Annotated in this window: 16 protein-coding genes, 1 pseudogene and 1 riboswitch; of the genes and pseudogenes, 9 read left to right on the plus strand and 8 right to left on the minus strand. The window is 49.4% G+C overall.

All coding sequences use genetic code 11. The annotated features are described in order from the left end of the window. Positions 1 to 141 precede the first annotated feature (141 nt). From ATW55_RS12250 to ATW55_RS16565, 3 genes are all read right to left on the minus strand, one after another. On the minus strand, positions 142 to 642 hold the full coding sequence (locus ATW55_RS12250; protein WP_160327244.1) for a restriction endonuclease subunit S: 501 nt from the start codon (positions 640 to 642) through the stop codon (positions 142 to 144). Between the two features lie 100 nt (positions 643 to 742). Then, positions 743 to 2011 carry an HsdM family class I SAM-dependent methyltransferase gene (locus tag ATW55_RS16560; RefSeq protein WP_201024985.1) on the minus strand — a complete coding sequence of 423 codons (1269 nt, stop codon included), beginning with the start codon at positions 2009 to 2011 and terminating at the stop codon, positions 743 to 745. Beyond that, complete coding sequence (locus tag ATW55_RS16565) at positions 2005 to 2970, minus strand: type I restriction enzyme HsdR N-terminal domain-containing protein (RefSeq protein ID WP_201024986.1); 966 nt, start codon at positions 2968 to 2970, stop codon at positions 2005 to 2007. The genes ATW55_RS16560 and ATW55_RS16565 overlap by 7 nt, the downstream gene beginning before the upstream one ends. 313 nt (positions 2971 to 3283) lie before the next feature. On the opposite strand from ATW55_RS16565, the gene ATW55_RS12260 reads away from it, so the two are divergent. From ATW55_RS12260 to ATW55_RS12275, 4 genes are all read left to right on the plus strand, one after another. Beyond that, positions 3284 to 3763 carry a hypothetical protein gene (locus tag ATW55_RS12260; RefSeq protein ID WP_160327147.1) on the plus strand — a complete coding sequence of 160 codons (480 nt, stop codon included), beginning with the start codon at positions 3284 to 3286 and terminating at the stop codon, positions 3761 to 3763. A gap of 168 nt (positions 3764 to 3931) precedes the next feature. Then, positions 3932 to 5098 carry a tyrosine-type recombinase/integrase gene (locus tag ATW55_RS12265; RefSeq protein ID WP_067718093.1) on the plus strand — a complete coding sequence of 389 codons (1167 nt, stop codon included), beginning with the start codon at positions 3932 to 3934 and terminating at the stop codon, positions 5096 to 5098. After that, positions 5091 to 5393, plus strand: a complete 303-nt coding sequence (locus tag ATW55_RS12270; RefSeq protein ID WP_268753400.1) for a restriction endonuclease subunit S — start codon at positions 5091 to 5093, stop codon at positions 5391 to 5393. Before ATW55_RS12265 ends, ATW55_RS12270 begins: the two co-directional genes overlap by 8 nt. 2 nt (positions 5394 to 5395) lie before the next feature. Then, on the plus strand, positions 5396 to 6268 hold the full coding sequence (locus ATW55_RS12275; protein WP_067714057.1) for a GIY-YIG nuclease family protein: 873 nt from the start codon (positions 5396 to 5398) through the stop codon (positions 6266 to 6268). 266 nt (positions 6269 to 6534) lie between these two features. On the opposite strand, the gene ATW55_RS12280 is transcribed toward ATW55_RS12275, so the two are convergent. Genes ATW55_RS12280 through ATW55_RS12290 form a run of 3 tightly spaced genes read right to left on the minus strand, consistent with a single transcriptional unit; the run spans position 6535 to position 9093 of the window. Continuing rightward, positions 6535 to 7968: a YfjI family protein gene (locus ATW55_RS12280; RefSeq protein ID WP_067714059.1), complete on the minus strand. Its 1434-nt coding sequence runs from the start codon at positions 7966 to 7968 to the stop codon at positions 6535 to 6537. After that, on the minus strand, positions 7961 to 8830 hold the full coding sequence (locus ATW55_RS12285) for a bifunctional DNA primase/polymerase (RefSeq protein WP_067714061.1): 870 nt from the start codon (positions 8828 to 8830) through the stop codon (positions 7961 to 7963). The genes ATW55_RS12280 and ATW55_RS12285 overlap by 8 nt, the downstream gene beginning before the upstream one ends. Continuing rightward, entirely contained in the window at positions 8827 to 9093 is a 267-nt protein-coding gene (locus tag ATW55_RS12290; protein WP_067714065.1) for a helix-turn-helix domain-containing protein, read from the minus strand. Before ATW55_RS12290 ends, ATW55_RS12285 begins: the two co-directional genes overlap by 4 nt. A gap of 210 nt (positions 9094 to 9303) precedes the next feature. On the opposite strand from ATW55_RS12290, the gene ATW55_RS12295 reads away from it, so the two are divergent. After that, positions 9304 to 9561: a type II toxin-antitoxin system HicB family antitoxin gene (locus ATW55_RS12295; RefSeq protein ID WP_201024936.1), complete on the plus strand. Its 258-nt coding sequence runs from the start codon at positions 9304 to 9306 to the stop codon at positions 9559 to 9561. A 2-nt stretch (positions 9562 to 9563) separates the two neighbouring features. Next, complete coding sequence (locus ATW55_RS12300) at positions 9564 to 9791, plus strand: type II toxin-antitoxin system HicA family toxin (RefSeq protein ID WP_067714067.1); 228 nt, start codon at positions 9564 to 9566, stop codon at positions 9789 to 9791. Here the strand turns inward: ATW55_RS12300 and ATW55_RS12305 are convergent. Continuing rightward, positions 9771 to 11138: a hypothetical protein gene (locus ATW55_RS12305; protein WP_067714069.1), complete on the minus strand. Its 1368-nt coding sequence runs from the start codon at positions 11136 to 11138 to the stop codon at positions 9771 to 9773. The two genes, ATW55_RS12300 and ATW55_RS12305, sit on opposite strands and share 21 nt — an antisense overlap. A 365-nt stretch (positions 11139 to 11503) precedes the next feature. After that, a riboswitch (cyclic di-AMP (ydaO/yuaA leader) is annotated at positions 11504 to 11648 on the plus strand. 188 nt (positions 11649 to 11836) lie between these two features. On the opposite strand from ATW55_RS12305, the pseudogene ATW55_RS12310 reads away from it, so the two are divergent. The 3 genes and pseudogenes from ATW55_RS12310 to ATW55_RS12320 all read left to right on the plus strand — a co-directional run. Beyond that, positions 11837 to 12565 (plus strand): annotated as a pseudogene (locus ATW55_RS12310) (ABC transporter ATP-binding protein); the annotation flags it as partial. 143 nt (positions 12566 to 12708) lie between these two features. After that, complete coding sequence (locus ATW55_RS12315; protein ID WP_082685827.1) at positions 12709 to 13578, plus strand: ABC transporter permease; 870 nt, start codon at positions 12709 to 12711, stop codon at positions 13576 to 13578. Next, positions 13497 to 14372 carry a transposase gene (locus tag ATW55_RS12320; RefSeq protein ID WP_160327245.1) on the plus strand — a complete coding sequence of 292 codons (876 nt, stop codon included), beginning with the start codon at positions 13497 to 13499 and terminating at the stop codon, positions 14370 to 14372. Before ATW55_RS12315 ends, ATW55_RS12320 begins: the two co-directional genes overlap by 82 nt. Positions 14373 to 14436: 64 nt before the next feature. On the opposite strand, the gene ATW55_RS15865 is transcribed toward ATW55_RS12320, so the two are convergent. After that, positions 14437 to 14647: winged helix-turn-helix domain-containing protein (locus ATW55_RS15865; RefSeq protein WP_160327246.1), on the minus strand; the 211-nt coding region annotated here is incomplete at its 5' end.

The raw sequence follows: 14647 nt of genomic DNA on the forward strand, positions 1-14647 counted from the left end.
GATGGTTTGAACCTACCAATACCCAATTATTGGGGACAACTGCATAACTCATGGCAAAGTATTTAGGTCGTACATTTTTCTCATCCCCATTGTTTCTTAGTGTGTTTTGTATAATAGATGAGACTGATTTTTGTAGCATCTCTATGTCTCTAATCCTTGACTCAATCTCCGCCTGCGCATCCCCCACTTCTGCACAATGGCCCGCTGGACATCGAGGGGAGGGAGGGGGATTTTTATAGATTCAAAGAAATCGAGTTTAACTTCCTTCCTTCCCTCAGCGCCAACCTTGTTACGATTCAGGTATGCCTTAAAGAAGCTAACCTGAACAATGAGACGAAGATACTCAGGAAAAATCAACTTTTCGTCAGGCTCATAAACGGCAAAGTGATTTGTAACTGCCACATTGCACCAATCGTCTGGAATTACACTAACGGCACCATTTTTCAAATCAATTTTAGCGACAACAATGTCACGTGGACGCGCCCAGTACATATCCATCGTATATTGACGCGAAGATTCGATTTTCCTTTCGGACACTGATCCATCAAAGTGTATCGTGATAAGATGCAATGCCGAGAACGGCGTTATTTTTGGATCAACTTTTTCCTTGCGCAATCGTACAACAGAGCCGATTTTTGCCATGACTGATTCAGGCCAGTTCCATACAATACCCTCGTAACTTGCCGGGTCCCATCGAGACATCCGTAAAAACCTTACTGCAAAGCCCCTCGTTTTGGCGTTCTCACACGAGGGGCCTAGACGAAAAAGGCGTCGGGTCCTTCTCAAATTCCCGGAATAGTTCTAGCGCCGTCTTATCCACGTTGGTAGGGACGCGCGGATTCGGATACAACTCGTTATCGTCTGCCTCAGCAGTGGCCGTGATGCCGACATGCTCCGCCTCGTACATAAACACTGGGTAATCAAATCGTTCCTTGAGCAAAGTTCTAGCTTCAAGCCTAATACGCTCATTCATCGTCTTCTGATAAGTGGTCAAATTCTTTTGTGCAGTTTTCCGCGCCACTGCGTCGCGGGACTTCTTCGCCGCTGATATGGCAGCCTCTAAACGCACGCACGCCGCCGTGATTTCGTCAGCGTACTTTGACTCCGTCTCGATTTGTACTGCTACTTTCTTGGCGTTGAAATCCGCCCGCTCCTGCTCATCAAACTTTCGCAAAAACAGAAGGGATGCCTTTACGGATGCCCCGCTGGACATGAATGTTTCTTGCGGCAGACTCACCACGGCGAGAATCTTCGCGCGATCCTCCACGAACTCTCGAACATAGGCCAAAGAGGGATTATTGAAGATGCCCTCCGGCAACACGATGCCAAGCCGACCACCCGGTTTCAAAAGATCAAGGCAGCGCTCGATGAAAAGAATTTCGGTCTTAACCTTGGAAACTTTTCCACTGTTCTTCTTCGGCAACTGAAACAGGGTCGCGATTGGTTGCCCTTTAACTGCATTTACTTTCCGTCGGGCTAACTTGTACGGCTCCCCATACCGTTCCTCATAGAGGCGCTCCACATCGGGAGATATGTGAATGTCCCCGTCAAGCACTACGTCAGTAGGCTCTACGCTAGCTCCAAACGGAGGGTTGGTCAAGATGATATCGAATCGTTCCTCAAAGATGCCATTGACGTTTAGAAACCCATTGTGATGGTGTACGCCCCCATGACCGTCTCCGTGCATAATCATGTTCATCTTGGACGTGCGGGCCATCCGATCATTCGCGTCCGTTCCATAAATACATCGATTCGACAGCTTCCACATGCGCGAACCCTCTATGGATGGATCAAGTGATTGCTGAATTTCCGAATACCTTTCAGACAGGAGATGCGCTCGATCCGCCTCCGTCAGACTAATATCCGCTTCCGTCGCCTCTCTGTACGTCTGATACTCGCGGTCAGCATCCGCCATGATCTGCTGGCGAACCATCTCGAAAAAGCGAATGAGGAAACCACCCGACCCGCTGGCTGGGTCACAAACGATATCGCCTTCTCTGGGGTTCAACATGCGCACCATGAATTCCACAATAGGACGAGGGGTAAAGAACTGACCAATTTCCCCCGGAACGTTCGACCTAAGAAACGTTCAAACGCAATGCCTTTAATGTCCTCGGACGTATCCGAGAGGTTATATCGCTCCAGTTCCTTCACAATAGCAATAACGGTTGCATACTTCAGATTAATTTTCTCATCATTCTGGAAGATAAAGTCAGCTCGATACTCCGCTTTTGTTTCCCGAAACAGGGTATCCACCGGATCACCATAGATCTTCCTTTGTTCCTCTACGAATTCGGTAGAAAACAAGTTCCTTCTCGTGTGCCCTTGCCGCAATCGCCGTTCCAGGCCCGTCTTGACGAAAAGAATCTTGGCAATTTCATCAAAAGCTGCTGCCGGGTCCAGGTGTTCCCGATTGCGGATGATGTCATGGCATCGCCCCAGCAAATCGGCAAACTCATCCTCTTTGAACGTCTTGAGGCGTGCAATGAGCGCGTCAATCTCTTTACTGGTTGCGTCCGCATGGGGGATATCCTCTATTTCATCGAAGTTCGGAGCCATGCGCGCGTGATCAACTTTGAAGTACTTCGTCTCCCGGTGATTATGCGTGACGAAGAAGCGTGCGCCCGTATATTGCGCATAATTTGAACCCTGCGTATAGGTACTCTGATCGATGGTCACGTTATCTGCCTTGCATTCTACGACGATTAGCGGTTTTAGCCCGCTTGCCTTGTCCTCCGGGGTTCTCCATATCAAAAAGTCTGCCCTCGCCTTGCTAGATCCGCGCTCTACGACAGCCATTTCCTCCGCGATCTGCCCCAACGAATAGCCATATTCATTGACCAAAGTTCGCAAGTATTCTTGTCTGACCCGCTCTTCTGGCGTTTCGTGTAACCAAATCTGTCTAACGTGACTAAATATACGACCGTTACCATCTCGTTTTAGTTCTATGTTCATCCATTCGATCCCCATTTGCGCATTCTATATTTGCCATGCAGTCTAGTTGAATTCTATCACAGAATGAACTTTGAGAACCTTGATTGTCACTAATCAGCGAACCAGAATGGTAAACTTGCCTTATGATTTCGGTAAATATCAAAGGAGGCTATGCGATATGGGTGAACTTGGTTCAGGTCGGTATGGATGGCATTCGAGCAACACACCAAAGAGGAGCGCGGAAGCCGTCAAGCAGATAGACATACGCGCATGGACACGAGATAGTCTATTGCAACCCGGCTTTGTAATTCAAACCTCATGGAAACTCGCTGGACAGCGTATAGGAAGCATGTGCACACACGTAGGCGATGGCCGTGTATGTCTTGTGTATTCACACCGTTTCAACGGCGGGTCATGGAAAGAAGTGCACGAGGAAGTTCGCATCGCGTACACCGCTTGCGGCTATGGCGGTCAGCGCCCCTGGTTCCTCTGTCCGAAATGCGAACACCGCGCGGCAATTCTTTATCTTGGCAGTAGTCTATTTCTTTGCCGTGAATGCTGTGGGTTGACCTATACCAGTCGGCAGGAGTCTGGGAACATACCCAAGCAGATGGCTCGAAAAATGGAGCGAATTAAATACAAACTGAGCATACAGGAACCGGGTGGCCTACTTACAGATATGCGGATCGACAAGCCCAAGGGCATGCACTGGCGCACATACACCCGCCTCATGAAGGAGTTAGAAGAAGTGCGCACGACAGGGCTTAAATCAATGGCAGCCTGCCTGAACCTTTTACATGATCGATTGCAAAAAGCGCCGAAGCGTTAAATATAAGGCAATAGCCGCAATGATTCCGATAGACCTACTGATTATAAATCAGACTGACATCCTATAAACCCTTGTGCAATAAGGATAAAAACAACACTGTGTGCTTGACGTGTGCTCATCTTCCGTTTAGTCTTTGGAGTAAGTAGACTCAACGAAGGGATGAATGATATGGCTCAAATTGTAGAACGTAAAAGAAAATCAGCAGATGGTAGATCGACATGGTTAGTCCGTATTTATGACGGACTTGATGAGAATGGGAAACGGAATTATATCTCATATAACGTGACTGGTACTCGTAAAGACGCTGATCGTGAAGCGAAGCGGCTAGAAACAAAGCGAGATGATGGCGCTTTAATCGATTACTCAAAGTTGACAGTAAAGGAGTGGCTTGAAGAATGGCTAGGCGTGTGGGCAAAACAGCAGGTATCAGAGCGCACGTTTGGGGACTATCAGCGCTACATGGCAGACAAGATTGTACCACGACTTGGAAAGTACACACTGGCGAAAGCGCAGAACATGCAGAAGGCATTTCAAGAAGCAATCGATGAGGTGACTTCCGAAAGTGGCGGCAGAACCGGTCAGTATGTACATACAATTTTGAAACAGGCCATGAGAAAAGCAGTGGAGACGCGAAAGATCGAACGAAATCCGTTAGAATTCGTGCAACGCCCGAAAGCCATCAAGAAACAAGAGCTTAGGCCGCTGGACACTCACGAAATCAGGCTGTTCCTGGATACTGTCAAAACACTATGGCCGATCGAAACAGGCGCTTCGATTTATCCCCTTTTCAAGTTCATGTTAGATTCCGGATGCAGACCAGGCGAAGCCCTAGCAATCAAATGGACAGACCTAGAGAATGAGATGCGAACTGTACGTATTCAACGATCATTGGAACGAACACAGAACGGATGGAGAGAAAAGGATACGAAGACTGTGGGGAGCCGCCGGTCTATAACTTTATCCGAGCCAACGGCGGCGGTTCTACGTCAATACGCAAAGATCCAAAGGGAGTACATAATGGCACACAGAGACTTATACCACGATCACGGATTTGTGTTCGTCGCGACTAACGGTGAGCCACTGGATCATGACAATTTAGCCAAACGCTACTTCAAACCATCATTGAGGAAAGCGGGTTTACCCAATCATGTAAGGCTATATGATCTTCGGCATACTGTAGCCACTCAACTTATGAAAGCAGGCCTAAATCCCAAAATCGTGGCTGAACGTCTTGGACATGCCGACATTACCATGACACTGAATGTATACAGCCACGTGATTCCCAGTATGCAAGATGCAGCCGCCGACGCGTTAGCACCCAATTGTGGTGAGTGATCACTTATGGCTTTATTTGATGAGTGAGTATGAAAATCTCAGGCAACTTGCTAGTGGGAACAATCAGCCTAATTTAAACGCAGAAATGATCGCTAGTTATTCCGTACCTTTGCCGCCACTTGAATTACAGTATGAACTGGTTAAGCAAGCAATGGAGATGAGACAAAAGATAGAACATAGGAAACGAGAAGTTGATGAATTGAGGTTTCGAATCACATCTGAAATTGAAGCGGCCATTATGGGTGAAAACGATTTCTGCGCCATGTATTCCTCTTTATCCTCGGAGGTGTTTTGACCATGCCGCAGCCCAGTAAGACCATTAGACTCTATCTAATCGACGGCTCAACTTCGGGAATGATTCAGGCAGAATTATCGAACTGGACAGGAAAGGTATATCGCATCCCTAGACTTTTTGCTGCTCGCGCATCTGATCGTACGGATCTTCGCGGTGCGGGATCATATCTTCTGGTTGGCAAAGACGTTGCCGACCCCGCTAGGGATGTTCTGTACGTTGGGGAGACTGAGGGAATAGCGGAACGTCTGAGACAGCATTTAGATAAGAAAGAGTTTTGGCAAGAGGCATTTGCTATTGTGAGCAAGGATGAAAATCTCAACAAAGCTCATGTTAGATATATGGAGTATCGATTTGTTGAGATGGCGACGAAAGCAGCTAAAGTGTCAATTGATAATACTAAGATGCCAGTTAGACCAGCTATCTCAGAACCAGATGCAGCAGAAATGGAAGAATTTATTGGCAATGCTGCGCTGTTAATCAGTACACTTGGTTATAAAGGGCTGGATGAGATTATCACTGCCGAAACCTTAGAGAGCCCGGTATTTTTCATTCAGGCGACTCGCGGAGCAGACGCTAGGGGAGTCGTAACATCAGAGGGCTTTGTCGTATTTAAAGATTCTACAATGGCAAACAGTGAGGCGGCTTCCATACCATCTGGGATCGTCAAATTGCGAAAGAGTCTCATGGATCAGGGGATTGTACAGCAAGGGGCAAATGGTTACAGGTTTACCATAAATTATTTCTTTTCTAGTCCATCACAGGCGGCATCAGTCGTTTTAGGACGAAGTGCAAATGGCCGAACTGAATGGAAAACGTCAGCTGGAAAAGTGCTTAAAGCGTTTGAGGATAGCGACCACGGTAATTATTCTTCTTGAGGTTCGATTCCAAAACATTCTCTCGTTTAATCGGTAAACCCGTAAACCCGGTAAACGTAGAAATGTGGCAGGATGACGCGAATTCTTCAATAAATTTCTACCCGGTAAATCACCCGGTAACACCAGAGAATCAATTGTTCGCAGATGTGTTTACCGGGTTCCATGGGGTAGTTTGCCGGGTTATTGGATGCTTGAAAACCCCTTTTGTAGAATGGCCGGATCACCATTTACCGGGTTTTTCTATTTTTCTGGTAGTGTGGTTGGGATTATCCGTCGATTTGATCCGTAACCAGATTCACAATGATTTTCTTGCGTCCACCGGGGTCAGGCGTCAGCGTCACATGCCCGCGTTGATTCATTGTTTCGAGCAGGCGGCGCGTGTCATCCGCTGTCTTTAATCCCGCTACCTGAGCTTTAAGAATGTCCTGGTCGCTTGCTATGCCTCCTTTTCGTTGTAGCCATTGAGCTACCTGCATCATGCGACGTTCGCTGGGAGTATCTCGAAGATTAGCATATATCCTCCGCGCGTGAGATTTCAGGTACTTCATGAGTGCGCCTGTGCGCGCCATCGTTTCGGCATCAACATCAATCATATCCTCGATGTCGTTACAAACAACGCGCAGCATGTGCAGGATGAGGGCCAATCGAAGTGTGTAACTCTGTAATTTCGCCCAAGGTCCACGCAGATGATATAAGAAATCATCCGCGTTCTGTTCGGCATAATGGGCATCCAGCCAGTCATGCCACGAAGCGAGGCCATCCGTTGTAAAATTGACGATGCGCGGGCTACCATCCTCACACGACGTATATTCCATCAATGCCTGACAGGTCGTATCCCATGCCGTTCGCGATTCATTCGATAACTCTTCACTTGTGCGGCGCAGAGGGAGTGGATCGGGATAGACAAAAAGAAATCGATGTATGAACCCATCGCGTTCCGACATCTCGCCCCGCAAGTCCGTTAGTACGGCAGGTTGCATGCCACCCAGAAAACATACAAAGGGCTTGGGGATATGCAATTTCCGGTTCTTGCGGTTTAGCGTAATAGGGGACCCACTCCAGAGAGTTAATGCCCGCTGACGATCATTTCCCCGTCCGCCCTTGTACTGATTGAACGAAGTGATGAATCCTGCCGCCTCATCTTGATACAAGAGCACGCCACGCGGTCGAATTTCTAATAGATCGGCTAAAGCTTCTAGTGTTGTATCAGTCGTGAATGCCTGTTCCATCTCAGGCTGTGCCGGGCGCTTCCCTTCGTGATTCTGCTCCCATGCCGCTAGAGCTTTCTTGTAGTCCTCAAGTGCGCGTTTGTACTCATCTGCTCTCTTGTTTTGCCATTCGTGAATCGGATGCATAACTAATTCAAGAGGTGGCGTTTTACCGCTGCCGGGATCGCCAAGAATGATGGACCAGATGCGGGCAAATTCGATCCAGTCAGCTTTTGCGCGGATCGCGGCCGATGTGCCAATGCAGGAGCCCGCGACGGATAGCATGGATAGAGCCACGAAATCAGGTGGGCAGTTCAGAGACTTCGCCGCCTCGGTGATGAAACATCGCAGACGTTCAGGAAATACGTTTATCGGAAAAGGTTCGACGGGCATCTGCCGGAGCGGAACGGGCGGAATATCCGCTCGTCTGCTCCCTTGATTTCTCTGCCACTCCTGTTCCTCTGACAGACGTTTGGCTGTATCTCTACTCATGGCGGCCACATCCGCGACGATGGAGTTCCCGCAATTCACGCGAGCGGAAGACCCGTGATAATTCTCGCTCGAATAGTGGCGGGATGTTGGCCGCGTTCCAATGTCGAATTAGATCGCGGGCGGCATACACGTCGAGCCCTTCACGCGGCGGAGAGATTAGTAACCCGTATAATCGATAGGCAGCGTTGTTGCGCCCCTCTCCATCCCTCAGGCCTGCTTTTGCGATTCGCCTGAGTTCGTCCAGGTGATCCGGGTTGCTGACTGAAGCATTGTGGCCGTATGAGCCATCCGCTTCCAAGATTAGGCGTAAAAGCCATTTGGGACACTCTGCTACGGGTGTTGTCCATGGATCAAATAACCACTCGTACCGCGCACCTGACGGATGTACAGACGGCGGCAAGAGGACATAGCCGCTGCTCGTTTTCGTCTCCGCTTGGAATCGCTGGAGTTTGCGCTGAGGAATATGAATGCCTGTCGAACGAAAGCGCAAATGATACCCGCGCGGCGTCTTTGTCGTCGGTGTGATGGGCAACTGACCGATGGCGGTCAGCTTCCGCAGGGACTCGTCGCCGCCGTCCACATCGAGATAGAATTCATCGTCATCGGGTCGGTGCCCGATATTGGCGCACGGATGGCCCATCCACCAATTTCTGATTGTCACTTCGTCCGTCGTTGCGTCCAAATGCCCATGTCCGCCTGCTATGGCCGGGAGCTTACTACGTTCGGCTACCGGAAAAATTCGCAAACCAAGCGTACGTAAGGCTTGGACATGATCTAGCATGCCGTAGTTTTGTGCTACAATGATGTCAATAGATGTTTGAGGTACTGCCGCGCGGTCAGGCGCGGCCTTTCTGTCTGTCATTTGTTATTCCCCCTTCGTCCTGACGATTTTACAATCGTTGGTGAAGATGCTTGTCGTTTCCATCCGCCTGCATAGGTACGTCCGCCGGTTCGGATGAATTCAGTCAGCGCGACGCGTTCTATTCGCACGGCGCGACCAACCCGAACGCAAGGGATAAGTCCTTGCGCCGCTAAACTGTACACATGTTGCGGAGACACGCGCAGAATCTCGGCTGCCTCATGCGGTGTCAACATCAGTGGCGAATCCTGAGCCATTTCGATCATTTGTTTATCTCCTCTCTGTTTTTCTAAGATTAATAACAAACACTGTGGAATCTGTGGATAATGTGTATCATAGGGGCTCAACGATGGTGTATTTTGATTTGCTGGCGGATACTGGCGGAATTTTGTACTTCGGAGTTATACTGAGTGTACGTAAAGGCGTTGCTGGGTTCTGAATTCATACAATGGTGCATACTATGGAGGTGCTGCTAGATGAGTGTGGGGATGCTGAAGAACTTGGACCGAGTAAAGGTAGTTTTGAAAAACGGAGAAGATGGCTATATCCTTGCGGAGTGCCCATCTATTCCGGGGTGTCGCTCGCAAGGAAAGACGCGAGCAGAAGCCATCACGAATATTCGGGAAGCGGCGGAGTTATGTCTCGACGTTCGTAGGGGAGAGGGATGGCCACTCTTTGAAGAGCCTCACACGCCGATTGACCCGCGCGCAGATGTGATTGAACTGGAGTTATAGGAATGCCGCGATTGCCTGTTGTGTCAGGCTTGCAGATGATTCAGGCATTGGAACAGTTTGGATGGTCGAGACGGCGACAAAAGGGAAGCCATGTGATCCTGACCAAACAGGGGCACATGATGACTGTCGCTGTCCCACTTCATGACGAATTGGATAAGGGGACGCTCAAAGGGATTCTCCGCGACGCTGATATGAAAGTTGATGACTTGCTACGGTTGCTGAATGGCTGAAGATCGCTTTTTCCTTTTACGTCTCATCCTCTCCATCTCCCTAATTTCGTTCAACCACGCGGCGGCTTTCTCATGTTCTGGATGTTGCTTGCATATCGCGCGAAATGCCGATTTCCCTTTGCGGTTTTCATGAACTGAACAATATCTCCACTCTTCACCGCATTCTTTTGCTATGCGGTATTTGTCGTGGCCCTTTGTCAACGTTCCGTTACATCCGCTCGCCATGCAAGATACCTTTACTTTCAAGCCTTCGGTTTCCTCTTCAAACATACGATGCAATCGCCCGTGGAGGTCCATCAAAACTACAGAACATGGATAGGAACCCTCGACGCTAAGTGTATTATCGTAGATGCGAAAGTGACTCAATCCCGCTTCGTTGCGGGCAAGTGGTTCCGCATTCATGGCGGCGTGCATACAGGATTTTACCAAGGTCTTGAACAACCACTGGGTCATTGTCAAAGTTCCGGGCGGCTTGTCCGTGTAATCAATTTCGTTCGGACGCATGGATTGTAATGTCGTCGCAGCCTCGTGCCAGACGCGGAAGGCTTCGAAATAGTAAAGCCAGCGGGTTTGAAATCGCGAGCGCGTCAAGGTATTAGGATCGCGGTAGGGAGTAGGCTTTGCTATCTGCCCGGACAACGAATGTAGCAATAGATCGAAATTGGAAGTGGCTTTTGAGGAGATGGGGTCGAATGCAGGCGGAAAGGCCATCCATAGGGAATCGTGGTACTCTCTTACCTGCATGATGCTGATATGGGGTGCATAGATGCGGTCCCCATTCATGCCTGATAAAGGGACAAAGGGAATGAAGAACCCGTAATCTGCGACAAACGTAAGAATGGTCGCACGGTCGGAGTTACTCGCAGTGTTTCCGTATGTTAAATTTAAGTTTAAAAAGGCTTTTACAACTTCCTGACTAGACTTGGGTTTAACGGTAAGCGGATAGCCAGTCAGGAGCACTTCGCGGATGGGATCAAAACTGATGGGATATCCAATGTGCGTGATGTACGAATGTACAAAGTTCCTCGAACCTCCAAGGCTCTTCAGATATGCTTTATCAGCTGAACTCATACTGTTCCCCGCCATCGCTGCCGCGTCATCCGGATGTGTATACAGTACATTCAGGAGATTGTCTATATTGGCGTCATGCGGATCATTCATTTGGTACAGGAAATTGGCTTGAATAACAGACGGACGGAATGCAGGGTTAACTCTCCATGGATCGCGTACCATTTTGATATCGAGATGGTCGTCTCTTTGAACCTCACGCCTCTCTGGTTCGGGGAACTGAAGAGGGAAAGGCACTTCAAACAGTCTCCATGGGGTAAGCCGCGATTCTTCGGGCATAGTGTAAGCTCCCTGCGATCAATTATTTTGTGTGCTGATTGTGTGCGGACTTCGTAAATTCAGTGTACATCATGGACTAAAAACACAAGAGAGCTGTGAATCATCCGTGATTTTCCTTAGTTTATCGGGATTTTGTTTGTCTGAATACATCGAGTAAACGGATGTGGATAGCCTTGTAATCAGTAGGTCGCGGGTTCGACTCCTGTCGCTGGCTCCAAAATACCTTGATTTGACGGGCTTTCTCAGATTTTCTGAGAAGGCCCTTTCTGTTAAGCTCTTTTCTTTAACCTGCCCAGTATAGTAATCCACCACGATGTCAACCTTTAGCGATTGTGGTATAGTAATCTCAGTAAATCATCTTGGTACCGCGGGAAGGGCCGAATCTCCTTTTGGGAGAACGGGGGAACCATTTGTGGGGTGAATAGGGTGGACTGCGCCCGCAGTCGCTCTTAGGCGTGTAAGATCCGCCGAATCCGTCAGCTAACCTCGTAGGCGAATACTGGTGGCGACCATGTGCCGCTCATTTTTCTTTCCAATCCCCATACAGCGAATGATCCAACACCTTCTTTTGCTTGACTCAAGATGCGCGTTGGCCAAGGAAATCCACCAAGAAGGGTGGGTCGCAGTTGCATTGCCCGCGATACGTCACGGGTATTGATTTGTTGCGCCTAAGTGCCGGAAAAGGGGTTGAATGAACAATTCTACGTTTTATCGATTTAACTAAATCTTATGTAGATCAAACTGTTGCCGTTGATCATCTCAATCTGTCCATCGAGCGCGGAGAGTTCGTCGTGCTTATCGGGCCGTCAGGGTGTGGGAAATCGACGACACTGCGCATGGTAAACCGTCTGGTTGAACCGACGTCTGGAACGATCGAGATTGACCAGCGCGATGCGAGATCCTATCCGCCAGTCGAACTACGCAGACGGTTGGGGTATGTCATCCAGCAGATTGGCTTGATGCCACATTTGACGATTGCCGAAAATATTTCTTTTGTGCTGAAACTGCAGAGGGTAGGGAAAGTAAAGCGGCGCGCGCGAGCGCGTGAGTTGCTGGAACTTGCGGATCTTGACCCGGACATCTATCTTGATCGCTATCCGGTCGAACTAAGCGGTGGTCAGCAACAGCGCGTCGGTGTGCTCCGCGCGTTGGCGCACGACCCGGAGATCATCCTGATGGATGAGCCATTCGGGGCGCTTGACCCGATTACCCGGGAACAGCTTCAGGACGAGTTGAAGCGACTGCAAAAGAGCGTGCACAAAACGATTCTATTCGTTACGCATGATATGGACGAAGCATTGCGTCTTGCCGACCGCATCGTCGTGATGAAAGGCGGGCACATCGTGCAAATGGATTCGCCTGAGGAGATCCTGCGCAATCCGGCAGATGAGTTTGTCGCAAATTTCATCGGCCGTCAAAGACTTTTAGGACGCTTTCAAGAACACGGCTTGCGCAGCATCAATGCCTGCAGTGTGGACAGCGAGATCTCGCACAAGGCAGCTTCCGGCGCTGCCCAATCCCCTGCGGCAAAACGACCTGCGAGTGTCGCGAAGGGGGCGTTTCGATCCTGATGTTGATTGAACATACGCTCCAGTATTTTGCGCAACACACAGGCAGTATCATCAGGGCGACAGAGCAACAGATCGTCTTGGTGTTGATTCCGATTGGATTGGCGGTTTTGATCGCCGTTCCGATGACCATTCTGGCGACTCGCGTGCGCAAATTGTACCCATGGATTATCGGGTTTAGCAATGCGGTGCAAACCATCCCGAGTCTCGCGCTGCTTGTCTTGATGATTACATTTGGGCTTGGCATCGGTGTTCTTCCGTCGATTGTCGCACTTTTTATCTACGCGCTCATGCCCATTGTCCGAAATACGTACGTAGGGATCGATGGTGTCGCCTCAGAGTTAAAGGAAGCGGCGATTGGGATGGGATCCACAAAATGGCAACTCCTTTGGTTTGTTGAGCTTCCATTGGCGCTTCGGGTCATTCTTACAGGCATTCGTTCTTCATTGGTTTCTACCGTAGGATTTGCCACGCTGGCAGCTTTGGTGGGCGGGGGTGGACTTGGTTCGCTGATTCTGCAAGGACTTAGCATGGCGAGCAACTCGATTGTCTTGGCGGGAACCATCCCGGCCGTTTTACTGGCGTTTTTAGCCGAGTTTTTGATGGGTCAACTGGAAAAATGGATGACACCGCGCGGATTGCGCGTGCGGGTGGGGGCGCGGGAGAGCGATGGAACAAAAAGAAAGATGGTGTTTCGTCGGTGCGAGCGGATCATTGCCATCGCGCTCGCCGGGGTGGTGGTGGTACAAGTCGATGGCAAGGCAGCGCAAAAGCCGCCCCAGCCTGGCAGATGCTCCAGGCCGTCAGAAAACAGGTCACGTGTCGTTTATGGGTGGTCATGGATCGCTGGTACTTTAGCAAACCCTTCCTGATCCAGTGTGAGTCAGCGGACTTTGACTGGGTAACGAAGGCCAAGCGGAACACGCAGATGTTTCGACGGGTCATGGAACCTGGCACTGGACGTGAACGCTTTGTCCCGATACGTCCAAAAGATCTCATTCGGGAAGTCTATCCGATGCTCAGGGTGCAAACGCGCGTCGATATCGCCTCCGTCGCTTGCGAAGATATCTTCATGAAAATGCCCAAGGCTTCCGTGAATCGGTGGGGTCAACCCTGTACGAAAATGAAATACACCCGAATTGCAGCCATTGTCGGCAAACGCATGAAGCCACGAGACAACAAGGAAGACACGGAATCAAGCACGTTTTTGAACCCGAACGAGCCCGAAGAGATCACGGAAGTCGCTGCAGAGTATAAAGGAGCCTATCTGCTTATCAGTAATCGTTACGATGCGCCCTCTGAGGTGATGGGGGCATGGCTGAAGCGCTGGCGCATTGAAGTCTTGTTCCGTACGGCAAAGCAAGAACTCGGGATGCTCAATTGCCATTCCTCGAACGAAAATCATATTCACGCTCACATGACGCTGCTCTTCACGGCTGAAACGCTTGTTCGGTACATAACTTGGCAACAAAAAACAGCGGGAGAAGAAGATTGCACACACGGCCAAGTGATCCGCAATCTGCTCTGCATCCGCTGTCGTACCCGTCAAGCCACTCGAAAAAATGAGCAAGACTCGATCATGATTGATCTTGACACACCCGCAAAGAAATTTGCAAGACTTATACGCGATTTTTGGCCAACGAAACTGGAAATGAGGATGGTTTGAACCTACCAATACCCAATTATTGGGGACAACTGCATAACTCATGTGTTATCTACATAAACCCTTTTTATCCATCTCTAAATCCCCCATTCTTTGTCATCAAAATATATCCACTTCCTCGAACAGTGAGAATCAGTTTCGGTGATCGGTAATCAATTTCGATTCTTTTGCGCAATCGCAAAATTTGGACGTTGAAGTTTTCCCTCGTACCAGTATCTCTGTCTCCCCACACATAGTTTATGATTGTTTCAGCACTGACGATCTCTCCTGTTCGTTCT

It is taken from the genome of Ferroacidibacillus organovorans (genome assembly GCF_001516615.1).
GTDB classification, from domain to species: Bacteria; Bacillota; Bacilli; order Alicyclobacillales; family SLC66; genus Ferroacidibacillus; species Ferroacidibacillus ferrooxidans_B.